Raw genomic sequence first — 22,612 nt, 5'->3', positions numbered from 1 at the left:
GCATGCGCCCGACCGGACCCTTTCGCACCGACGGACGGTTCTTCCCCGATGATCGCGCCTTCGGCCCGATCCGCGAACGCGAAGTTGGAGTCTCGGGAATGACGGATTCGGTGCAGCTCGATCCCTACGAGGGGCCGGCCGGCGGCTGGGGGTCGGCGAAGTCGCTGACCGAGATCCTGCTGCGCGAGCAGATCCCCGTCACCGGCGGGTTGATGCTGCGCCACCAAAACAAGCCCGGCGGGTTCATGTGCGTCAGCTGCGCCTGGGCCAAGCCCGGCAAGCCGGCGGTGTTCGAGTATTGCGAGAACGGCGCCAAGGCCACCGCGTGGGAGGTGACGCGCAAGCGCGTCGGCGCCGACTTCTTCGCCGCCCATACCGTGACCGAGCTCGCCGGCTGGCGCGACTACGATCTCGAGGAGCTCGGCCGCCTCACCGTGCCGCTGCGCTGGGACGCGGCGACCGACCGGTACCGGCCGGTCTCGTGGGACGACGCCTTCGCGGAGATCGGCGCCGAGCTGAAGGCGCTCGAGCCGAAGCAGGCGGTGTTCTACGCCTCGGGCCGCGCCTCGCTCGAGACCTCGTACATGTACGGCCTGCTGGCGCGGCTCTACGGCAACAACAACCTGCCCGACTCGTCGAACATGTGCCACGAATCGACCTCCGTGGCCCTGCCCGAGAGCATCGGCTCGCCGGTCGGCACCGTTTTGCTGGAGGCGTTCGAGCATACCGACTGCATCCTGTTTTTCGGCCAGAACCCCGGCTCGAACGCGCCGCGGATGCTGCACCCGCTGCAGGACGCCAGCCGGCGCGGCGTCCCGATCATCACCTTCAACCCGTTCCGCGAGCGCGGGCTGGAGCGCTTCACCAATCCGCAGGCGCCGCTCGAGATGCTGACGCGATCCGAGACGCGGATCTCGTCGCAGTACCTCCAGGTGAAGGCCGGCGGCGACCTCGGGGCGATCTACGGCATCTGCAAGGCGCTGCTGGCGCTCGACGACGCGGCGATCGCGAGCGGGGCGGAGCGGGTTCTCGACACCGCCTTCATCGCCGAGCACACCCAGGGCTTCGAGGCGTTCGCGGCCTCCGTGCGCGAAAAGACCTGGGACGAGCTCGAGCGGCATTCCGGCCTGACGCGGAAGGCCCTGGAGCAGACGGCCGCGACCTACGCCAAGGCGAAGGCGACGATCGGCGTCTACGGGATGGGGCTGACGCAGCACCGCATGGGCGTCGAGACGGTGCAGGCCCTGGTCAACCTGCTCCTGATGCGCGGCAACATCGGGAAGCGCGGCGCCGGCATCTGCCCGGTCCGGGGGCACTCCAACGTCCAGGGGCAGCGCACGGTCGGCATCACCGAGAAGCCGGAGCTGGTGCCGAACGACAAGCTGCGGCAGCTCTACGATTTCGAGCCGCCGATGGAGAAGGGCCTCAACACCGTCGAGGCCTGCGAGGGCATCCTCGACGGGTCGGTGAAGGCGTTCGTGGCGCTCGGCGGGAACTTCATCCGCGCCGTCCCGGAGACCACGCTGATGGAGGCGGCCTGGAAGACCCTGCGCCTGACGGTGCAGATCTCGACCAAGCTCAACCGCAACCACCTGATCCACGGCGAGGTCGCCTACATCCTGCCCTGCCTCGGCCGGATCGAGATCGACCAGCAGGCCGGAGGACGGCAGGCGGTCTCGATGGAGGATTCGACCGCGTGCATCCACGGCTCGAAGGGCTATGCCGAGCCGGCGGGACCGGAACTGCTTTCCGAGCCGCGGATCGTCGCCGGGATCGCCAAGGCGACGCTGGCGCCCAATCCGCGAATCGACTGGGATCGCTGGGGCAGCGACTACGCCAGCGTGCGCGACGCGATCGAGGCGACCTATCCGGATCAGTTCAAGGACTTCAACGCGCGGATGTGGACGCCCGGCGGCTTCCGCCGTCCGATCCCCGCGGCCGACCGCGATTGGAAGACCGAGAGCGGCAAGGCGAACTTCGTCACCCCCCGCGGGCTGTCGGCCGATCCCGACACCGAGCAGGCCGATCCGGACGTGATGCGCCTCATCACGATGCGGTCGAACGATCAGTTCAACACCACGATCTACGGCTACGACGATCGCTTCCGCGGCGTCAAAGGCACGCGCATGGTGCTGTTCATGAACCGCGACGACATCGCCCGCCTCGGCCTGCGCGATGCGCAGAACGTCGATCTCGTCGGTGCGGCCAACGACCAGGTCGTTCGGCGGGTGGATGGGTTTCGGGTGCTCGCCTACGACATCCCGAAGGGTTGCGTCGGCGGCTACTACCCCGAATGCAATCCGCTGATCCCGCTCTGGCACCATGCCGAGCGCAGCAAGGTGCCCGCGGCGAAGTCGGTCCCGGTGCGGATCGAGGTCGCCTCGGCCTGAGACCGGTCGCGGGCGAGGGACGACCGGCGCCTGGCGGGCGCCGATCCGACGGGTGATCGATCATGGAACGCCGGCCCGAGCCTTTCGGGTCGGCGTTGGGCCGTCAGCCCTCGGCCTGTATCTCGGGCGCCATGTAAGGACGGCCCTCGGCGGTCAGCGCCCGGTCGACGGCCTCGATCGCGACGAGGATGCGGGTCAGGTCCTCGGCCATCGAGACCGGCGCGAGATCGATCCCGGCGAGCCGCTTGGTCATCGCGTTGCGCTGGCGTGCGAGCACGGTTCGGGCGCGGTGCAGGTCTTCGATTTCGTCGGCCATCATGATGTGAGTTTCCCTTCGGCCCGGCACGGTATCCGGCCGGCAGCAAAAAGCCCCGCGACCCTCTCGGCCGCGGGGCTCTCCTTCAGTTCGGCACGATGCCGTTACGGGCAGGAATGCCGCTGGCCGTCGTTGCCGAGGTAGGTCTGCGACCGCACATCGTAGGAGCGGAAGCGCTGGATGCAGTAGCTCACCGATTCCTGCGGCCCCGGCGCCACCTCGGTCTGAACCTCGGTGTATCCCGGATTGTAGCCGTAGCCGTAGCCGGCTGGCGCATAGCCGCCGCCGTAGTAGTTGTCGTCGTAGCCGTATCCGCCGTAGCCGTAACCCAGGCCGCCGCCGATCAGCGCGCCGGTCGCCAGCCCGAGGCCGAGCCCGGCGGCGCCGTATCCGAGGCCGCGACCGTACCCGCCGCGGTAACCGCGCCCATAACCGGCGCCGTAGCCCCGGCCGATCCCGCGGTTGGCGAAGCCCGCGTTGTTGGCGAAGCCGCGGTTTCCGCCGAATGCGCCGCGATTGGCGAAGCCGGCATTGCCGCCGAACGCGCCTCGGTTGGCGAAGCCGCCGCCGATCCCGCGATTGGCGAAGCCACCGCCGCCGATGCCGCGACCCGCGAAGCCGCCACCACCGAAGCCACGGCCGCCGCCGAATCCGCCCCCGCCGAAGCCGTGACCGCCGCCGATGCCGCCGCCGCGACCGCCGAAGCCGCGGGCGTCGACCGTCGCCGGAAGCATCGCGAGGGCGCCGACCATCAGCGCGGATGTCAGAACAATCCGTTTCATAAGACTCTCACTCGTTCATCGACATGATGTTGTCGGATAAACAACGCGCGAGAGAGAGAAACGTACCGTTGTATCGTGTGCCCGCGGCGAAACATCCAATCGTCGCGGTCCTCCGTTCAGAAGAAGGCCTGCAGCCCGGTCTGCGCACGCCCGAGGATCAGGGCGTGGACGTCGTGCGTGCCCTCGTAGGTATTGACCGTCTCGAGGTTCTGGGCGTGCCGCATCACGTGGTACTCGCCCATGATGCCGTTGCCGCCGTGCATGTCGCGGGCGGTCCGCGCGATGTCGAGCGCCTTGCCGCAATTGTTGCGCTTGATCAGCGAGATCATCTCCGGCGCCATCTTGCCCTCGTCCATCAGGCGGCCGACGCGCAAGGACGCCTGCAGCCCGAGGGTGATCTCGGTCTGCATGTCGGCGAGCTTCTTCTGGATCAGCTGCGTCTGCGCCAGCGGACGGCCGAACTGCTTGCGCTCCAGGGTGTAGGACCGCGCCCGGTGCCAGCAATCCTCGGCGGCACCCATCGCCCCCCACGAGATGCCGTAGCGGGCGCGGTTGAGGCAGCCGAACGGCCCCTTCAGCCCGGAGACGTTCGGCAGCAGCGCGTCCTCGCCGACCTCGACGCCCTCCATCACGATCTCGCCCGTGGTCGAGGCGCGAAGCGACAGCTTTCCCTTCAGCGTTGGGGCGGAGAGCCCCTTCATGCCCTTCTCCAGGATGAAGCCGCGGATCGCGCCGTCATGCGCGTCGGACTTCGCCCAGACCACGAACACGTCGGCGAAGGGCGCGTTCGAGATCCACATCTTGGCGCCCGACAGGCGGTAGCCGCCGTCGATCTTCTCGGCTCGCGTCTTCATCCCGCCGGGATCCGAGCCGGCATCGGGCTCGGTCAGGCCGAAGCAGCCGATGAACTCGCCGGATGCGAGCTTCGGCAGGAACTTACGGCGCTGCGCCTCGGAGCCGTAGGCGTGGATCGGGTACATCACCAGGGACGACTGCACGCTCATCATCGAGCGGTAGCCGGAATCGACCCGCTCGACGGCGCGGGCCACCAAGCCGTAGGCGACGTAGCCGGCGCCGGCGCAGCCGTACTCCTCCGGGATCGTCACGCCGAGCAGGCCGAGCGCGCCCATCTCTCGAAACAGGTCCGGGTTGGTCTTCTCCTCGGCGTAGGCCTCGACGATGCCGGGCAGCAAACGCTCCTGCGCGAAGTCGTGCGCAACGTCGCGGATCGCGCGCTCGTCCTCGGTGAGCTGGTCGTCGAGCAGGAACGGGTCGTCCCAGACGAAGCCGGCCGACGCCTTGGCCGTGGGGCCGGCGCTTCCGGCAGGCGCGCGCATCGGTGCGTTCATGGTCGGTCCCTCTCCGAGACTGTCTTCGCCGGTTCGGTGGTCCGCCGGTCCGTTGCTCGCGAAGATAGACGGATGCGCGCCGACTTCCACCGCGCCCGGCGCGGCGAAGGGTCAGCCGCGCGCCGCTGTCACGCCCGGCCGAGCAGGGTCAGCCAGGCGATGGTGGTGAAGGGCGCGAGCAGCGTCGAGACCAGCAGGGAGGCCGCGATCAGCCCGGTCTCGGTGCGGTAGCGCATGGCGAGCAGGTAGGCGTTGATGCCGACCGGCATCGCCGCGAACAGGGTCGCGACGCCGGCATAGGCCGGCGGCATCGCGAACACCTTGGTCGCCAGCAGCCACACGATCAGCGGATGCACGACGAGCTTGAGCAGCGCGATCACCACGGCACCCGGCAGGTCGAACAGCACCCGGTAGCGCCGCAGCCCGGCGCCGAGCGCGATCAGCGCGCAGGTCGAGGCGGTCGCCGCGAACATGTCGATCAGCGACTTCGGGATACCGGACGGGACGACGCCGCCCTGCTTCAGCGCCATCCCGATGAGCAGCGCCACGAAGATCGGGTTGCGGATCAGCACGAGAGCGAGGCCGCGCAGGCGCTGCCACAGGGAGCGACCGGCCTCCGCCTCGATCAGGAAGGTGGCGCAGCCCATCATCAGCGGCAGGTGGACGGCGAGCAGCAGGAAGAGCGGGAACGCGCCCTCCTCGCCGTAGGCCTGCAGGATGGTCGGCACGCCGACGAAGATCGTGTTGGACTGGCTCGCAGCGAAGCCGTGCAGGATCGCGCCCTGCCGCCCGATGCCGTCCCGCCGCCGCGCGATCAGCGAGCCGGCGAGCCACGACACGCCGGCGCCGCCGAAATAGGCGATCCAGTAGCCCCAGGCGATCTCGCCTTCGAGGCCGGGCCGGGTCAGCGTCGCGATGATCAGCGACGGCACGGCGATGGCGAAGACGTATTCCGACAGGCCCTCGCTCACCTTGTCGGAGAGCAGCCCGGCGAGCGCGGCGCCCCAGCCGATCAGGATGATCCCGAAGATCGGGACGATGATCATCACGGCGTTCACGGGATGGCAGACCGGTTCGTGTTCGAGGAGGTGCCGCGCATAGCACGCCCGCTTCGGGCGTCGCGCTGCGCCCGGCGCATGGCCGCAGCGAACCCTTGCGCCGGCTACGGCCCGGCGACCTCGGTCCGGGCCTTCAGGATGTCGATCAGCGCCCGGTCGCGGCGGGCTTCGAGGTCGGCGAGCGAGCGTCCGGCCGCCTCCGCCGCGACGCCCTCGACGATGGCGTCCTTCACCGCCTCGCTCAGGTCGGGATGGCCGAGGCTCTCCCAGCGGCGGACCTGGCTCGGGCCAAGATGGTCGAGATAGTGCCGGATGCCGCCCGCGCCGCCGCCGAGATGGTAGGTCATGTGCGGCCCCATCGCCGCCCAGCGCAGGCCCGGCCCGTTGCAGAGCGCGGCGTCGATGTCGGCGACGCTCGCGACCCCCTCGGCAACGAGGTTCACCGCCTCGCGGTACAGGGCCGAGGCGAGGCGGTTGGCGACGTGGCCCGGTATCTCGCGCCGCAGGATCACCGGGCGCCGTCCGAGCCCGGCGTAGAACGCCGCCGCGCGCTCGGCGACCGCGGCGTCGCCGGTGACGATCTCGACCAGCGGAACCAGGTGCGGCGGGTGGAACGGGTGGGCGACGATCACGCGCTCGGGCGTGCCGCAATCGGCGACGATCCGGCTGCGCAGCATCGCCGAGGTGCTCGACGCGACGATCACGCCGGGGGCCGCCCGCGCGTCGAGCTCGGCCAGGATCGCGCGCTTGACCGCCTCGTTCTCCGGCGCGTTCTCCTGGACGAAGACGGCGCCGGACACGGCTTGGTCGAGCGTCTCGCAGATCTCGAGGCGACCCGTGCCGGTCGGGCCGAGCTCGGCCAGCTGATCGCGGTATCGGGCGACGGACGCAAGCATCCGATCGGCGAAGCCGGGGGCGGTGTCGTAGGCCGCCACATCGAAGCCGTGCGCCAGGAAGAGCGCCGCCCAGCTCGCGCCGAGCGTGCCGCAGCCGACCACGGCTATCGGGCCGGTTTCATCCGTTTCAACAGCTGTCACCGCGTCGCCTCCCTGCGCTTTACTTTCAGTCGAGCCCGCGCCTAGTCAATGCGACGCCCGGCGTACAGCGTCGGGCCAAACGCAGGCGGGACAACCTGCGACCGGAGGACATCGATGTTCAAGCGCGCTTCGGCCGCCGCCGCCGCAATCCTGTTCCTGGCCGCCGGAGCGGCGCAGGCCGACGACGTCGTCCGCCTCGGGAACCTGAAGTTCGCCCATTACGGCGCGATCTCGTACATGAAGGAGATCGCCCCGAAGTTCGGCCTGAAGATCGACGAGAAGCAGTTCGCCAAGGGCGCCGACATCTATCCGGCGATGGCGGTCGACCAGATCGACATCTCGGCCTCGGGCGCCGACGGCGCGGTGGCGGCGCGCGGCAACGGCGTGAAGCTCTACGTCGTGGCGGGCTTCGCCAACGGCGGCGTGCGGATCCTGAAGCGGCCGGACCTCGACGCGGTGAAGACGCTGAAGGACGTGAAGGGCCTCAAGGTCGCCACCGTCCGCGGCGGGACGCAGGACCTGATGCTGCTCGCCGAGCTCGACAAGCACGGCATGACCTGGGGCGAGCGCGCCGGCAAGGACGTGCAGCTGATCTACTTCAACAACTACGCCGACCTGAACCAGGCGCTGGCGCAGAAGTACGTCGACGTGATCTGCCAGTCGGAGCCGCAATCGACCCAGGCGATCAGCGCCGGCTGGGGCGTCGAGGTGGTGAAGCCCTACGACACGCCGATCGGCATTCCGGTGCGTCCGCTCGTCATGACCGAGAAGATGTACAACGAGAAGCCCAAGATCGCCGGACGCGTCCTCAAGCTGTTCGTGGCCGCGACCAAGGCGTTCATCGACGACCCGGCGCTCGCCGAGAAGTACGTGCGGGAATCGGTGTTCAAGGGCCAGCTCTCGAGCCAGGACTTTCGCGACGGCATGGCCAACGCGAGCTACACCTACGACGTCCCGGCCGGCCACATGCAGACGACCACCGACTACATGATGAAGTACGGCCTGGGTAAGATGGTGACCCCGCCCAAGAGCGACGCCGAGTGGGTGAAGACCGATCTTCTCGACAGGGCCAAGGCCGAGCTGAAGATCAAGTGATGCGGCTGTCCTCGCTTCGCGGCGCCGTCGTCCCGGTCGGGCTGCTGGTCCTCTGGGAGATCCTGAGCCGGGTCGGGGTGTTTTCGCCGATCGTCCTGCCGCCGCCGAGCGCGGTCGCGGTGAAGTGGTATGCCGGCCTCCTGCCCGCCCTCCCCTACGAGCCGGGCCAGGAGAGCTACGCCGCCTGGCTCTTCTCCGGCGAGATGCCGCACGACGCGGTGTCGAGCCTGACGCGGGTGCTCTCGGGCTTCGTCATCGGGGCCGGGCTCGCGGTGCCGACCGGGCTGATGCTCGGCACCAGCGACCGGCTCTACGCGCTGTTCAATCCGCTGCTGCAGGTGCTGCGCCCGATCCCGCCGATCGCCTACATCCCGCTCGCCATCGTCTGGTTCGGGCTCGGCAACCCGCCGGCCCTGTTCCTGATCGCGCTCGGCACCTTCTTCCCGGTGCTGGTCAACACCATCGCCGGCGTCCGGCAGGTCGACTCGATCTACATCCGCGCAGCCCGGAACCTCGGGGCGAATTCCTGGACGATGTTCCGCCGCGTGATCCTGCCGGCGGCGAGCCCCTATGTGCTGGCCGGCATGCGGATCGGGATCGGCACGGCCTTCATCGTCGTGATCGTCGCCGAGATGATCGCGGTCTCCGACGGCCTCGGCTACCGCATCCTCGAGGCGCGCGAGTACATGTGGTCGGACAAGATCATCGGCGGCATGCTGACGATCGGCATCCTCGGCCTGATCATCGACGGCGCGATGAGCCGCCTCAACGACCACCTGCTGCGCTGGCATCGCGGCCTCGAGCGATAGGCCGTTCATGTCCGCAGAGATCGTCGTCGCGAACGCCGTGAAGGTGTTCGGCTCTGGAACCGCCGCGGTCGCGGCGCTGCAGGACATCACCGCCACGGTGCCCGAAGGCCAGTTCCTGTGCCTGCTCGGTCCGTCGGGCTGCGGCAAGTCCACCCTGCTGAACGCCATCGCCGGCTTCACCCCGCTGACCGACGGGCGGATCACGCTGGGCGGCCGCCCGGTGACCCAGCCGGGGCCGGACCGCGGCATGGTCTTCCAGGAATACGCGCTGTTCCCGTGGATGAACGTCGAGGACAACGTGCGCTTCGGCCTCGACATCAAGGGGGTGCCCAAGCCCGAGGCGACCGTCACCGTCGACCGCATCGTCGCGACGCTCGGCCTTTCCGACTTCCGCAAGCGCTATCCGAAGGACCTGTCCGGCGGCATGCGCCAGCGCGTCGCGATCGCCCGCATCCTGGCCCTCGACCCGCCGGTGATGCTGATGGACGAGCCCTTCGGCGCGCTCGACGCCCTGACCCGCCGAACGCTGCAGGACGAGCTGCTCCGGATCTGGTCGGAATACCGCAAGACGATCGTGTTCGTGACGCACTCGATCGAGGAGGCGATCTACCTCGCCGACCGCATCCTGGTGATGACCTACCGCCCGGGCCGGATCAAACGCGACGTCGTCGTGCCGATGCCGCGCCCGCGCGATCCGGCGAGCCAGGACTTTAACGCGATCAAGCGCGAGCTCGGCGCGCTGGTGATGGAGGAGCAGCAGCGCTTCACCAACGCCGAGTTGCACGCCCCGGCCGTCGATTAGGCGCGCGGCCGGCCATCCTCAGATTCGCCGTTTTCGGTGCGCACAGCCGCGGGGCGGCCTGCCGACCCGGTCGCGCCGAGGAGACCGGCCCGCGGTGATCCGCTTCGAGAACGTCACCAAGATCTACAAGACCGACGGCCACCGCCGCACGATCCTGGAGCGGGTGTCGCTGACGCTGAAGCCCGGCATCAGCTACGGCATCCTCGGGATCAACGGCGCCGGCAAGTCGACGACGATGCGCATGATCGGCGGCACCGAGGAGCCGACGAGCGGCAAGATCAAGCGGAACCTCCGGGTCTCCTGGCCGCTCGGCTTCGGCGGCGGCTTCCACCCGATGATGACGGGGCGCGACAACGTGATCTTCGTCGCCCGGGTGTACGGCGAGGACCCGAAGCGGGTGCTCGACTACGTCGAGGACTTCTCCGAACTCGGCAGCTACCTCGACGTGCCGATCCGGACCTACTCCTCCGGCATGGGCTCCCGCCTCGCCTTCGGGATGAGCATGGCGATCCCGTTCGACTGCTACCTGATCGACGAGGTCACGGCGGTCGGCGACGCGCGCTTCCAGCGGCGCTGCTCGGAGGTGTTCGCCGAGCGGCGCAAGTCGGCCGACGTCATCATGGTGTCCCACTCGATGGAGACCATCCGCGAGTGGTGCACGCAGGGCATCGTGCTGATCAACGGCCGCGCGATCATCTACGAGGACGTCAACGACGCGATCGAGGTCTATCGCCGCCTGAACGCGTGAGGATGCGCGGCGCGGCGGACATCGTTTCGCCGCGCACGAAGCCGAGGGTGGTCGCCGCCTCCGCCGGGACAACGGAAACAGCAGGTCCATGAACGTCGAGATCCGCAATCCCCAGGGCCAGCCGCTGACGACCGCCGACCGGTCCAAGGCGGTGGCGGAGTCGCTGAGCCAGATCGCGCGGCTGTCCCGCTTCGCCGACCGCAAGAAGGGCATCCGCTCCTACCAGAGCCACGTGAAGAGCGATCCGTGGCTGCCGATCCTGTTCGTGCTCTGCTTCGTCCTGCCGACCGCGCTCGGCGGGATCTATTACGGCCTCATGGCCTCCGACCGCTTCGTCACCGAGGCGCGCTTCGCGCTGCGCCCGGCGCTCGGCGGCGCCGAGAAGGCGACCCCCGACGCGGTCGGCACCAACGCCGGCGTTCCCAAGGAGATGCTGGCCCAGGACGTGCTGATCACGCACCAGTACGTCCTCAGCCGGCCGATGCTGGAAGTCATTCAGGCGAAGCTGCCGATCCGGGAATGGTTCAGCCGGGATCAGATCGACTTCCTCTCCCGCTTCGACGCCGAGAAGCCGATCGAGAAGTTCCTGAAATACTGGCGCGAGCGCGTGAACGTCGAGCTCGAGGGCAGCTCCGGCATCATGTCGCTGACGGTGTCGGCATTCGACCCGGCCGAGTCGCTGGCGATCACCAAGGCGGTGATGGCGGAAGCCGAGCGGATGGTGAACGAGCTCAGCATGCGCGCGCGCACCGACGCGGTCGCCGAGAGCAACCGCGAGATGCGCCTCGCCGAGGAACGCCTCGCCAAGATCCGCCTCGCGGTGCGCGACCTGCGCAACCGGGACGGCGTCCTCGACGCGCAGAAGGCCAACGAGACCAATCTGAAGGTGATCGGCGAGCTTCGTGCCGCGCGCATCAACCTGTCGGTTCAGCTGACGATGTCGCTGCGCGACCTCGCACCGGAATCGCGCCGGATCCAAGACATGAAGGCGCAGATCAAGGACCTCGACGACAACATCAGCCGGATCGAGCGTCAGTCGGCGAGCCAGGATCCGGAGCAGAAACGCCTGCTTTCCGACGCGCTGACGCGCTTCGAAGCCTTGGACAACGAGCGCAAGGACACCGAGAAATACTACGCCAAGGTCATCGCCGCCAACGAGCGCGCGCGGATGATCGCGGCGCGGCAGATCGAGTTCTTCAGCCCGATCGTCGAGCCGGTGCTGGCGGAATCCTCGACGCAACCGCGGCGCCTGCTGATGAGCAGCCTGGTCGCGGCGGGCGCGGCGGTGTTCTTCGCCGCCGCCCTGTTCGCCCGCAAGCAGATAACCTGATCGCCGCAAGGCGACCAGGTTCGGGCGGTCAGCGGCGGTCCGATCCGAAGGTCTGGGTCGGCGCAGGCGGCGTGCCGGCGGCCTTGTGCTCCTCCGCCGGCAGCAGGGTGTGACCGCTCTCGGTGTCGAGCCCCGTCGTGGTCGAGCCTGCGGCGCCGATCGCGGTCGACCCGATCTCGCCCCTCGCCCCGTCCGAGCCGGTCATCCCGCCGGTCCAGCCCTGTGCCCGCCAGCCCTGCGCCCGCTCGTCGAGATCGATCGAGCCGTGCCGATCAAGGATGGCGAGGACGCGGTCGGCATGGCCCTCGTCGACGCGCGCGGTGACGAGGGTCCCGCCCCGGCGCACGCCCTCCGCATACGTCTCCGCCTCGTGCTCGCTGAGGCCGGCGCCGGTCAGCGCGCCGAGCAGCCCGCCCGCCGCCGCGCCGACGCCGGCGCCGGCCGCGGTCGCGATGAGCCAGCCCGCCGCCACCACCGGGCCGATGCCGGGAATCGCCAGCATCCCGAGCCCCGCCAGGAGGCCGGCGCCGCCGCCGAGCACGGTGCCGAGCGTCGCGCCGGTGCCGGCGCCTCCGACGTTGGCGTCGTTCGGGTCGGACGAGCGCGTCGGATCCCCGACGGGGGCCAAGCGCCCGGCGTGCCGATCCTCGGCGTTGTTCGCGACGATGCTGATGTCGCCGTGCGGGATGCCCTCGGCCTCGAGCTTGTCGACCGCGCGGGCCGCCGCGTCGTAATCGTCGAACAGGGCGGTGATGGCTCGCATCGCCATGGGCATTCCTCCGGTCTCGAACCTCGGATCGCGCAAACCGCCTGGACGGCGGACCCGATCCCGAGCCCGTTCAAGCCCCGGGATCCGAGCCGGGTTCCAGCTTGGCCTTAGGCATCGATCGCGTCCGTTAAGGCGCCGCTAACCATCCGCCCGGCAGATCTTGCCGGGTCCGCCCGTCGCGGGCGGGAGCGGTGGACATGAGCGAGACGGCGATCGCGTCGGAGCGGAGCGGAGGCCTGTCGGCGCTCGCCGGCTTCTCGATGCCGAACCGCGCCAGCCTCGATGCGCTCACCAAGCGCACCGACCTGTTCTTCGCCACCGCGGTGATGGGCATCCTCGCGGTGCTGATCTTCCCGCTGCCGTCGGTGCTGCTCGACTTGCTGCTCGCCGTGTCGATCATCATGTCGGTGCTGATCATGATGACCGGGCTGTTCATCGACAACCCGCTCGAGTTCACCGTCTTCCCGACGCTGCTGCTGATGGCGACCATGCTGCGGCTGGCGCTCAACCTCGCCTCGACCCGGCTGATCCTCGGGCACGGTCACGAGGGCACGGCGGCGGCCGGCCACGTCATCGAAGCCTTCGGCAACTTCGTGATGGGCGGCAACTTCGTCATCGGGATCATCGTGTTCGCGATCCTGATCATCGTGAACTTCGTCGTGATCACCAAGGGCTCGGGCCGCATCGCCGAGGTCGCGGCGCGGTTCACCCTCGACGCGATGCCCGGCAAGCAGATGGCGATCGACGCCGACCTTTCGGCCGGCCTGATCGACGAGAAGGTCGCCAAGGCGCGGCGCTCGGCGCTCGAGGAGGAATCGTCGTTCTTCGGCGCCATGGACGGCGCCTCGAAGTTCGTCCGCGGCGACGCGATCGCGGCCCTGCTCATCACCTTCATCAACGTGGTCGGCGGCATCATCATCGGCGTCGCGCAGCAGGACATGGCGATCGGCACGGCGGCCAAGAGCTACACCCTGCTCACCATCGGCGACGGCCTCGCCTCGCAGGTTCCGGCGCTGATCGTCTCGACCGCGGCCGGCATCCTCGTCTCGAAGGCCGGCGTGAAGGGCTCGGCCGACAAGGCGCTCGGCAAGCAGCTCGCCAACTACCCGAAGGCGCTCGGCATGTCCTCGGGCGTGATGGTGCTGATCGCGCTGATGCCCGGCATGCCGATGCTGCCGTTCCTCGCCCTCGCCGGCGCCTCCGGCTACGCCGCCTGGCGGTTCGCGAAGACCGCCCGCGAGGCGCCCCCGCTCGATGCCGCCGGCGTGCCGATGGACGCGGCGGCGGTGGCGGCCGCGGCCAAGGAGAAGGAGGAGACGGTCACCGACCTCCTGAAGCTTGACGAGCTGAAGCTCGAGATGGGCTACGCCCTCCTCGCCCTCGTGAACGGCGAGGGACAGGACCGGCTGACCGACCAGATCAAGGCGCTGCGCCGACAGCTGGCGGCCGATCTCGGCTTCGTCATGCCCTCCGTTCGGATCCTCGACAACGTGCAGCTCGACGCCAACGCCTACGTCGTGCGCGTGAAGGAGATCGAGGCCGGAACCGGCCAGATCTTCCCCGGCCAGTTCATGGCGATGGACCCGATGGGCGGGCAGGTGCAGCTTCCCGGCCAGCACATGCTGGAGCCGACCTTCGGCCTGCCGGCGACCTGGATCGACGCGTCCCTGCGCGATCAGGCCCAGCTCAAGGGCTACACGGTCGTCGATGCGGCCACCGTCGTCTCGACGCACCTCACCGAGATCATCAAGGCGCACGTCTCGGAACTTCTCAACCACGTCGAGGTCTCGAAGCTGCTGCGCGAGCTGTCCAAGGAGCACGCCGACCTGGTCAAGGAGGTCGTGCCCTCGCAGATCAACACCACCGGCATCCAGCGGGTGCTGCAGTTCCTGCTGGCCGAGCGCGTCTCGATCCGCGACCTCGGCGCCATCGTCGAGGGCATCGCCGAGGTCGCCGGATCGATCAAGAACCCGCGCGACATCGTCGAGCACGTCCGCGCGCGGCTCGGCCGCCAGATCTGTGCGCAGTATCAGGGCGCCGACGGCATGCTGCCGATCATCACCCTGTCGCCGGCCTGGGAGCAGGCCTTCCTCGATTCGATCGTCGGCGAGCGCGACGAGCGCTACCTGGCGATGCAGCCCTCGAAGCTCACCGAATTCGTGCAGACGGTGCGCGACCGGTTCGAGACCGCCGCCCGCATGGGCGAGATGCCGGTGCTCGTCACCTCGGTCCAGGCCCGGCCCTTCGTCCGCTCGATCATCGAGCGCTTCCGCCGCGAGACGCCGGTGATGAGCCAGGCGGAGATTCACGCGCGGGCGCGGCTTCGCAACGTCGGCTCGGTCTGAGGTCCGGCGGCGGATAATCGAGCGGCAGGCTTCGAACGCCGCGGCGATAGGGAAATCGCGCGCGTTGCAGCGGATCCGGACCCGTGAAGATCAGGCGAACCCGGAAGGCGACCGGGCTCGCGCAGAGCAGGTAGTCGCGCAGGTTCGGCTCGTCCGGCAGGAACCACGCCGTGGTGAGGTAACGCGCGTCGTCCCGCACCCATCCGGGGATCGGCAATCCCCAACGGCGTGCAAGATGCTCGGCGATCGCACCGAGATAGGCCTCCGCGCGCCGATCGCCGACGAGTCCGGGATCGCCGGCGATCATCGCCGCCTGGCGCTCGATCTCGCCGTCGAGCGCGTAGAATGCGTCGAGAAACTCGCGGCTGTGATGATCCCATTCGCCATCCTCGCGGATGCGGATGGCGAGCGCGTGCAGCGTGGCGGGTCTCACGGCGACGCGTCCAGGACGCCCGGAAAGCGGAGTTGCGCATCGATCGGCGGGGCTTCGTCGTAGATCGACGCGTAGAGGGCGTGCAGGCTTTCCAGGTCGAGGATCCCGAGATGGGCGGCGAGCGCGCGGGCATCGTCCATGTCGCGCGTTCCGCGATCGAGGCTGCTCAGGGCGCGGAGCTTCATGGCGAGGAGATAGTGCGGACGGGCCACGAGCGTCCTCAGCCCCGGGGGGCCCTCGCTGGGATAGGTGCCCGACACATCGAACAAGCTCTCGGGCTCGTCGAGGGGCGTGAACATGCCGACGGCATTGTTGAGCCAGTCGGGATCGAGGCCCATCAGCCCGGCGACCCGGGCGACGGATGGCGCGAGCGTCGCCTCGTCGAAACCTTCCCGCACCACCGCGTCGACGTCCCGCGTCGATCGCCGCCATGCGACGCGAAGGATCAGAGCGCCGCCACGGTGCACGGCCAGTTCGACGAAAAGGCCGCGCGCGGCCAGATCCGCTCCGAGGGCCTCAAGGGCCTGCCGCAAGCGCTCGTGGCCGAGCGGTTGCGCCATAAGCCCTGTCTCTCACACCGTCTTCTGCTTCAGGTCCCGCTCGATCTTCGCCGGATCGAGGCCGGGCGCGACGAGCGGCGGGTCCGGCGTGGGGGCTGCCGACGTCCCGGTCCCGCGCAGGGCGCCGGCCAGGCGGTTGCGCTCGTAGAGCAGCACCACGATCACCGAGATCAGGAACGGAAGCCAGAAATAGAACATCCGGAAGACGAGGAGCGCGGCGATGATCGAGGGCCGAGCGATGTCGGGCATCGCCACCACGAAGACCAGCTCGAACACGCCGAGGCCGCCCGGCGCGTTCGAGACCAGCGCCGCCGAGAACGAGGCGAGGAAGACCGCAAGGACCACGAGGAAGCCGGGATTGTGCGCCTCGGGCAGCGCGAAATAGATGATGCCGGCGGCCCCCAGCAGCTCAAGCGGGGCCGCGATGATCTGCCGGATCATGATCGGCGGGCGCGGGTACTCGAGCTTGAACGACCGGATCGTCAGCGGCTTCAGCCGGAGCAGCGAGCCGGCGATGTATAGCGCGACCGCGCCGAGCAGGACAGCGCCGAGGGTGCGGGCGGTGCTCGGGTTGGTGAGGATTGCCGGCAGGTAGCCCTGGAGGCGCGTCAGGGTATCGGGGAGCGCGACGAGCACGAAGCCGCCGAGCAGGATCGTCCCGAGGCCGAAGGTGAAGGAGCACAGGGCCACGAGCACCGCGACCTGCGCGGCCGACAGGCCCTTGGCGGTGTAGGCGCGGTAGCGCACCACCGCCCCGGAGAATACCGAGGCGCCGATGTTGTGCGACAGCGCGTAGGTGGTGAAGGAGCAGACCGAGACGAAGAACGTTGAGATGTGCGTCACGCCGAGATGCAGCAGCGCGATCCGGTCGTACCAAGCCAAAGCGGCGTACGCGACCAGCGTCGACAGGGCGGCGAGCAGGAAGCGGTGCGGCGGGATGGCGGCGAGGCTACCCTTGATCTCCGACAGCGAGATGCCGCGCAATTCACGAAACAGCAGGTATCCGGAGACGATCACCGCGGCGAGGCCGACGATCGGCCAGATGAAATCGCTGATCTTCTTCATGGACACCGACACCTCGGGGGGAACGCCCCTGATGCGTCAGGACGCGACGCATCGCAAGCACGCCCGCGGGAGCGCGCCTGCGCGGTCTGATGTCATCGGATCATGACGGTTTCGTGCCGCCTTGCCTCTCGCGCGCCCGCGCCCGCGCCTGAGGCGCTGGGGCGCGGCTCGCCTCAGGCGCGGGCGCGGGCGAGGCCGATCCCGTCCATCGCCGCCTGCTCGCGGACGGCTTCCGCAGCGCGCTCGGCCGAGCGCTCGCGATCGTCGAGGATCTCGACCTTCTTCAGGTCCTCGAACGCCTCGCCGAGCTCGGCCTTGGCCTCGGCGAGCTGGCCTTCCAGGGCGATCGCCGATTGGCGCATGTTGTCCCGGCGCGTGGCGGCGGCGCGGGCGTAGGTCGGGTAGGCGAAATGCCCGATGTCGGTGATGCCGGCGCGGGCCTCCTCGTGGACGACCTCGCGGTCGAGCTCCATCGCCATGCGCTGGAAGTCGGCCATCATCATCTCGATCTGGGTGACGCGGCGGCGCTTCTCGTCGACCTGAAAGCGGCGCAGCCGGATCAGCGTGTCACGCGATTTCATGGGATACGCTCACTCCACACAACGCAGGAGATCCAGGCATATGACCCGAGGAGCGGAGGCGGCGAAGGGCCGCCGCACCGCACGTCTCAGGAACCGCCCACGATCTCCGCGAGCCGTGCGTAACCATCGCCGATGGAGGTTGCTTCTTCCTTACCCTGCCCCAGAAAAGCCTCCAATCGCGGCATGAGCGCCACCGCCTCGTCGACCTCGGCCGAGGCGCCGGCGCGGTAGGCGCCGAGGCGGATCAGCTCCTCCATGTCGGCGTAGGTCGCGAGCAGCTTGCGCGCCCGCCGCACCACCGGGAGGAAGGCCGGGTCGCAGGACCGCGGCATGGTGCGCGAGACCGAGCGCAGCACGTTCACCGCCGGATAGCGCCCGCGCTCGGCGATGGAGCGCTCCATCACGATGTGCCCGTCGAGGATGCCGCGCACCGCATCCGCCACCGGCTCGTTGTGGTCGTCGCCCTCCACCAGAACCGTGAACAGCGCCGAGATCGTCCCCTCCCCCACGCCGGGGCCGGCGCGCTCGAGCAGGCGCGGCAGCTCCGAGAACACCGTCGGGGTGTAGCCCTTGGCGGTCGGCGGCTCACCGGCGGCAAGGCCGATGTCGCGCTGGGCCATGGCAAAGCGCGTGATCGAATCGATCATGCACAGCACCTTGGCGCCCTGATCGCGGAAATGCTCGGCGACGGAGAGGGTCACGTAGGCGGCGTTCCGGCGCATCAGGGCCGGCTCGTCCGAGGTCGCGACCACGACCACGGACCGGGCGAGGCCGGCGGCGCCGAGGTCGTCCTGTAGGAATTCCTGAACCTCGCGGCCGCGCTCGCCCACGAGACCGATCACCGCGACGTCGGCGGCGGTGTAGCGGGCGAGCATCGACAGCAGCACGGACTTGCCGACGCCGGAGCCGGCGAAGATGCCCATGCGCTGCCCGGCGCACATCGTCAGGAAGGTGTTGAGGCAGCGCACCCCGAGATCGAGCGGCGTCCCGACGCGGCGTCGGGCATGGGCGGGCGGCGGGTCGGCCCGCAGCGGGTAGATCTCCGGCCCGCTGGCGAGCGGGCCGAGGCCGTCCACCGGGCGGCCCAGCGCATCGACGACGCGCCCGAGCCAGGCCGGCGAGGGCCGGATCGCGCCCGCGGCCTCGTCGCGGACGAAGGCGGGGCAGCCGCGGCGGACGCCCTCGAGCGAGCCGAACGGCATGGCGAGCGCCCGGTCGCCCTGGAAGCCGATGATCTCGCACGGGATCAGCCCGGCGCTGCCGGCGCCCTCGACATCGAGCCGCCCGCCGAGCCGCATCGCGGCGACGGGGCCTGCGACCTCGACGAGCAGGCCGCGAATCGCGACGACACGCCCGTAGGTCTCCAGCGGCTCGACGCGCTCCAGCCCGGCGCGGATTCCCGAGAGCGTCCGTGCCGCGGTCCCACCCTGGTCCTGCGTCATTCCTGAAGCCCTAACGGTTCGTTTACCTCCCTCCTTAACACTGCGGTCATCGGGCTTGTAGCGGGGCCGATCGCAGTGCCGGTCCGGGTCCCTCGATCCGCTCAGGACATGCGTGCCGGATGTGGCGGAACGGTCACAAACGGGTGCGGCCCGTTACGGGTGAAGGACTTGGCTGGGGCGGGGGGCGCGGCGTCGGCCGCGGACGGTTTGTGCGGTGAGAACAGACCGCAAACACCGGACGCAAAAAGGTCGAGGCGGGGTCAAACGATCGCTTGCCACACAGAATCAGGTTTTGTTAACGATTAACGAATAGCGTTTCACGTCAATGACGATGGGGCGTCCGTCCACAGGCCGGTGGCGGACGAATGGCGGCGACGTGTCCGAACGCTGATACGGCCGGCCGGGCTGGGGATCGACGATGCGGGTACTTCTGATCGAGGACGACGGCGCCACGGCGCAGAGCATCGAGTTGATGCTCAAGTCCGAGAACTTCAACACCTACACCACCGATCTCGGTGAGGAAGGAATCGATCTCGGCAAGCTCTACGATTACGACATCATCCTGCTCGATCTGAACCTGCCCGACATGTCGGGCTACGAAGTGCTTCGCAACCTTCGCGTCGCCAAGGTCAAGACGCCGATCCTGATCCTGTCGGGCATGGCCGGCATCGAGGACAAGGTGAAGGGCCTCGGCTTCGGCGCCGACGACTACCTCACCAAGCCGTTCCACAAGGACGAACTTGTGGCCCGCATCCACGCGATCGTCCGCCGCTCGCAAGGCCACGCCGAGTCGGTGATCGATATCGAAGGCATGGTCATCAATCTCGATCAGAAGGTCGTCGAGATTGCTGGAACGCGGGTCCCGCTCACCGGCAAGGAGTACCAGATGCTGGAGCTTCTTGCTCTGCGGAAGGGCACGACGATCACCAAGGAGATGTTCCTCAACCATCTCTACGGCGGCATGGATGAGCCCGAACTGAAGATCATCGACGTGTTCATCTGCAAGCTGCGTAGGAAGCTCGCCAACGCATCGGGCGGCAAGAACTACATCGAGACGATCTGGGGCCGTGGCTACGTGCTACGTGAGGGTGTGCCCGAGATGCGGGCTATGGCGAGCTGAGGAGCTATGCTGCTGAAAGCACAAGGCTTGAGCCGCCACGAACGCGAACGAGCCTAGGCGGACCGATAGCTGCCGCTCTTCGGGTTAGGAGGCGGCCGGGGCGGGATCCGGATCTGGATTAGCTTGCCGGTTTGAGGGTCAAACACCACCACCATGCTCAGCCCCCAACGATCGAGATGCCGGACCTCAGTAGGACGCCTAAGGACAGAGGCTTGATCCCTTGAGCGATCGCGCACGATCCTGCCTAGCGGCATTGCCTATCATACTATGAAACTTAGGGTTGTAAACTGCGTGAATAAACAATCAAGAGAACGGGGTAGGGAGGTCGACCCGTCGGACTTTCGATGCAGGTCGCAGGCTTGCGGCGATGCCCGCGATCGCTCAAAACTGGAGGTAGTAAAGAGTATGCTGGCGGATGAAGATGGGTACTGGATCGACCACGCGGATCGAACAATCTAGCTACCTTAGATCGCTTACAAGATAGACATGATAGCGGTCATTTGTCAGGCAATTAAGATTTGTGTTAATATAAGAAACCAACGCAGTCCATAGGTACGTTAAATCATAAATATGTATTTAAGCGCCGAACAATCTTTGTTCACTATTCAGTGGGGTGGGTGTATCAGTCTCGGCAGTGTCAACGCTTCTCTTTCATTCTTCGTTTCTTTGTCCCGAATTACTAACAGTACAGCGCCAATCAGTGCGGCGAAGCTTCCCCCGAAGGGCATCGACAAAATTATGGCGATTGTGCCGTAATCAGCCATCCAAGCAGCCGTTGCTGCCCCACCGAAAAGGGCTGCTAATGCGAGCACAATCATGACATCCTCCTCTGCAACTGCTGGTTGCATAAGATCATGCTCAAAGAAAGGCCGGAGTTCCAGTCTGCTGCCTCGCACGAGTACGTACCTGCCGGTAGGGTAAACCCGCATGGCATCAGGGTGCCGAGTTGATGGAAAAAAGCGAGCTGACCTAACGGACCGCAGCGAGTGTATCGGCTGCCATACGATCGATCAGGGTCTGACGTCTGGCTTGCCGGAGAGTGATACGGGTTAGCCTCACTCACCCGCCAAGCGATCGGCTGGGATCGTGGCGAAGTGCTGCCGCTTCTCACCCTCCACGCCCTGATCTGGTCCGCATCGAACGGTGCCACCGGCCTTTGGTTTAGGAGCTGCCGTCTTGGCGACGTGGCCGGGGCGCACGGTATCAAGGAGCTGTCCGATCACGCCGTGACAACCGGGTTGAGCAGGTGTGCCGGGATCTCCCACATGCCTCGCATGGGAGCCTTAGGCATCCCCACCCCGGACAGGTGCCATCCGGGCTCATGGGGCTGCATCCCCCTAAGGCTATCGAACCCTCTTAATAATCCAGTGTGCCGCTCACAGGAGTATGGACCGTGAAGGCAACTCCCTCGTGAACCCAGCTGCCGCCGGCCTGGGCTTGCTCGAAGGCCGCGGTCTCGGCGTCACCCGCGATGTAATGGTGCTCGCCCGTGGCGGTATCGAGGAAGCGCTGCACGGTCAGCGCGTCGGCCCCGGCCAGCGTCGGATCGGCGTAGGCCTGGAACGCCACGCCCTCGTCGTGGAAGAGGTCGTTCCGTGTCTCAGATCCGAGTTTGCGACATGCCCCTCCCCAATGAAACCGGCCAAGACGTCGGCGAATGGATAAATTACCGCCTGTGAACAGCCTCATGAGCAGCAGTCCAAAGCTCAGAAAGCTAGGCAACTTTTGCATCTTTTCAGGAATATGGCTTAATTAAGTCGGGATCGGTTTTGGTTGATGATCCGTTAAGGCGCAAATGTGAACGCGCCGGCAGTGCCTTCGGTATGCCTTGAAGCTCGACGCTGACCTGCCAACGGAGCTTTGAACCAATGACAGATACTCGCTGGAACGCAGTGGTTCCGACCACGGCCGTTGCACCGCAGCATCTGAGCGAGGTGGTCACACAGGCGGTGCTGCCACTCGGAAAGGCACGGCGTCTGGAACGGCTGGGCAAGCGCAGCCTCGATATCAGCGTGGCCGGTACGGCACTGTTTCTCCTGTTGCCGTTGCTCCTGCTGCTTGGCTTGCTCGTCTGGGCTGGGGACGGCAAGGCTCCGATCTTTCGTCACATGCGGATTGGGCGAAAGGGCCGCCGTTTCGGGTGCCTCAAGTTCCGCTCGATGGTTCCGGACGGTGATGCAGTGCTGCGGGCCCACCTGGCTGCCAATCCGGCCGCCCAGCGGGAATGGGACGAAACGCACAAGCTCGCCAACGATCCGCGCGTGACTCCGCTGGGTTTGGTGCTGCGCAAGACCAGCCTCGACGAACTGCCCCAGCTCGTGAACGTGCTGCTGGGCGAGATGAGCCTGGTTGGCCCCCGTCCGATCGTTCAGGCCGAGGTCGAGCGCTACGGCTCTGCTTTTGCCACCTGCTTCTCGGTCACGCCTGGGGTCACGGGTCTGTGGCAGGTGTCGGGGCGCAGCGATTGTTCGTATGCCGAGCGGGTGGCGCTGGATCTCGATTACGCTACGCATTGGGGGCTGGGTCGCGACATCGCCATCATGCTGCGCACGATCCCGGCGGTCCTGGCTCAACGCGGCAG

General features: G+C 67.8%; 21 protein-coding genes. 9 read left to right on the top strand and 12 right to left on the bottom strand.

The annotated features are described in order from the left end of the window. The first annotated feature begins 98 nt into the window (after positions 1–98). Complete coding sequence (locus tag MKK70_RS05140) at positions 99–2,390, top strand: FdhF/YdeP family oxidoreductase (RefSeq protein ID WP_243936268.1); 2,292 nt, start codon at positions 99–101, stop codon at positions 2,388–2,390. A gap of 103 nt (positions 2,391–2,493) precedes the next feature. Here the strand turns inward: MKK70_RS05140 and MKK70_RS05135 are convergent, their stop codons facing one another. The 5 genes from MKK70_RS05135 to MKK70_RS30810 all read right to left on the bottom strand — a co-directional run bounded on the left by MKK70_RS05135 (position 2,494) and on the right by MKK70_RS30810 (position 6,932). Next, a complete protein-coding gene (locus tag MKK70_RS05135; RefSeq protein ID WP_147726058.1) occupies positions 2,494–2,709 on the bottom strand; it encodes a hypothetical protein in 216 nt (71 codons plus the stop codon). A gap of 101 nt (positions 2,710–2,810) precedes the next feature. After that, positions 2,811–3,488: a BA14K family protein gene (locus tag MKK70_RS05130; RefSeq protein ID WP_243946199.1), complete on the bottom strand. Its 678-nt coding sequence runs from the start codon at positions 3,486–3,488 to the stop codon at positions 2,811–2,813. Positions 3,489–3,604: 116 nt separating this feature from the next. After that, a complete protein-coding gene (locus tag MKK70_RS05125; RefSeq protein WP_147726060.1) occupies positions 3,605–4,837 on the bottom strand; it encodes an acyl-CoA dehydrogenase in 1,233 nt (410 codons plus the stop codon). A gap of 128 nt (positions 4,838–4,965) precedes the next feature. Continuing rightward, positions 4,966–5,883 (bottom strand): AEC family transporter, encoded by a 918-nt coding sequence (locus tag MKK70_RS05120; protein WP_279596327.1) that lies wholly within the window; start codon positions 5,881–5,883, stop codon positions 4,966–4,968. Between the two features lie 116 nt (positions 5,884–5,999). After that, positions 6,000–6,932, bottom strand: a complete 933-nt coding sequence (locus MKK70_RS30810; RefSeq protein ID WP_243946197.1) for a 3-hydroxyacyl-CoA dehydrogenase NAD-binding domain-containing protein — start codon at positions 6,930–6,932, stop codon at positions 6,000–6,002. A 114-nt stretch (positions 6,933–7,046) separates the two neighbouring features. Here MKK70_RS30810 and MKK70_RS05110 point away from each other — a divergent pair, with 114 nt between their 5' ends. From MKK70_RS05110 to MKK70_RS05090, 5 genes are all read left to right on the top strand, one after another. Beyond that, positions 7,047–8,027 carry an ABC transporter substrate-binding protein gene (locus MKK70_RS05110; protein ID WP_243946195.1) on the top strand — a complete coding sequence of 327 codons (981 nt, stop codon included), beginning with the start codon at positions 7,047–7,049 and terminating at the stop codon, positions 8,025–8,027. After that, complete coding sequence (locus tag MKK70_RS05105) at positions 8,027–8,836, top strand: ABC transporter permease (protein ID WP_243946193.1); 810 nt, start codon at positions 8,027–8,029, stop codon at positions 8,834–8,836. Before MKK70_RS05110 ends, MKK70_RS05105 begins: the two co-directional genes overlap by 1 nt. A gap of 7 nt (positions 8,837–8,843) precedes the next feature. After that, on the top strand, positions 8,844–9,638 hold the full coding sequence (locus tag MKK70_RS05100; protein ID WP_147726064.1) for an ABC transporter ATP-binding protein: 795 nt from the start codon (positions 8,844–8,846) through the stop codon (positions 9,636–9,638). Between the two features lie 94 nt (positions 9,639–9,732). After that, positions 9,733–10,386 carry an ABC transporter ATP-binding protein gene (locus MKK70_RS05095; RefSeq protein WP_147726065.1) on the top strand — a complete coding sequence of 218 codons (654 nt, stop codon included), beginning with the start codon at positions 9,733–9,735 and terminating at the stop codon, positions 10,384–10,386. An 88-nt stretch (positions 10,387–10,474) separates the two neighbouring features. After that, a complete protein-coding gene (locus tag MKK70_RS05090; RefSeq protein WP_147726066.1) occupies positions 10,475–11,716 on the top strand; it encodes a capsule biosynthesis protein in 1,242 nt (413 codons plus the stop codon). 28 nt (positions 11,717–11,744) lie between these two features. Here the strand turns inward: MKK70_RS05090 and MKK70_RS05085 are convergent, their stop codons facing one another. Beyond that, positions 11,745–12,485 (bottom strand): general stress protein, encoded by a 741-nt coding sequence (locus MKK70_RS05085; protein WP_243946191.1) that lies wholly within the window; start codon positions 12,483–12,485, stop codon positions 11,745–11,747. Between the two features lie 197 nt (positions 12,486–12,682). On the opposite strand from MKK70_RS05085, the gene flhA reads away from it, so the two are divergent. Next, positions 12,683–14,830 carry a flagellar biosynthesis protein FlhA gene (flhA, locus tag MKK70_RS05080; protein WP_243946189.1) on the top strand — a complete coding sequence of 716 codons (2,148 nt, stop codon included), beginning with the start codon at positions 12,683–12,685 and terminating at the stop codon, positions 14,828–14,830. On the opposite strand, the gene MKK70_RS05075 is transcribed toward flhA, so the two are convergent. From MKK70_RS05075 to fliI, 5 genes are all read right to left on the bottom strand, one after another. Beyond that, positions 14,742–15,263 carry a hypothetical protein gene (locus MKK70_RS05075; protein ID WP_243946187.1) on the bottom strand — a complete coding sequence of 174 codons (522 nt, stop codon included), beginning with the start codon at positions 15,261–15,263 and terminating at the stop codon, positions 14,742–14,744. The two genes, flhA and MKK70_RS05075, sit on opposite strands and share 89 nt — an antisense overlap. Further along, positions 15,260–15,823, bottom strand: coding sequence for a hypothetical protein (locus MKK70_RS05070; RefSeq protein WP_243946186.1), 564 nt, complete (start codon positions 15,821–15,823; stop codon positions 15,260–15,262). The genes MKK70_RS05075 and MKK70_RS05070 overlap by 4 nt, the downstream gene beginning before the upstream one ends. 12 nt (positions 15,824–15,835) lie before the next feature. Continuing rightward, positions 15,836–16,888 carry a lysylphosphatidylglycerol synthase domain-containing protein gene (locus tag MKK70_RS05065; RefSeq protein WP_147728231.1) on the bottom strand — a complete coding sequence of 351 codons (1,053 nt, stop codon included), beginning with the start codon at positions 16,886–16,888 and terminating at the stop codon, positions 15,836–15,838. 173 nt (positions 16,889–17,061) lie between these two features. Next, complete coding sequence (gene fliJ / locus MKK70_RS05060; protein ID WP_147728232.1) at positions 17,062–17,469, bottom strand: flagellar export protein FliJ; 408 nt, start codon at positions 17,467–17,469, stop codon at positions 17,062–17,064. A gap of 86 nt (positions 17,470–17,555) precedes the next feature. Further along, complete coding sequence (gene fliI, locus MKK70_RS05055) at positions 17,556–18,911, bottom strand: flagellar protein export ATPase FliI (RefSeq protein WP_147843018.1); 1,356 nt, start codon at positions 18,909–18,911, stop codon at positions 17,556–17,558. A 418-nt stretch (positions 18,912–19,329) separates the two neighbouring features. Here fliI and ctrA point away from each other — a divergent pair, with 418 nt between their 5' ends. Further along, positions 19,330–20,031, top strand: coding sequence for a response regulator transcription factor CtrA (gene ctrA / locus MKK70_RS05050; protein WP_243946185.1), 702 nt, complete (start codon positions 19,330–19,332; stop codon positions 20,029–20,031). 1,356 nt (positions 20,032–21,387) lie between these two features. Here the strand turns inward: ctrA and MKK70_RS30805 are convergent. Beyond that, on the bottom strand, positions 21,388–21,600 hold the full coding sequence (locus tag MKK70_RS30805; protein ID WP_243946184.1) for a hypothetical protein: 213 nt from the start codon (positions 21,598–21,600) through the stop codon (positions 21,388–21,390). A 299-nt stretch (positions 21,601–21,899) separates the two neighbouring features. Here MKK70_RS30805 and MKK70_RS05040 point away from each other — a divergent pair. Next, the coding region (locus tag MKK70_RS05040) for a sugar transferase (protein ID WP_243946183.1) at positions 21,900–22,612 on the top strand (713 nt) is incomplete at its 3' end.

This window comes from Methylobacterium sp. E-041 (assembly GCF_022829665.1).
GTDB lineage: Bacteria > Pseudomonadota > Alphaproteobacteria > Rhizobiales > Beijerinckiaceae > Methylobacterium.
Note: the sequence above shows the minus strand (reverse complement) of the source record. Positions and strands in the feature narration are given on the sequence as shown.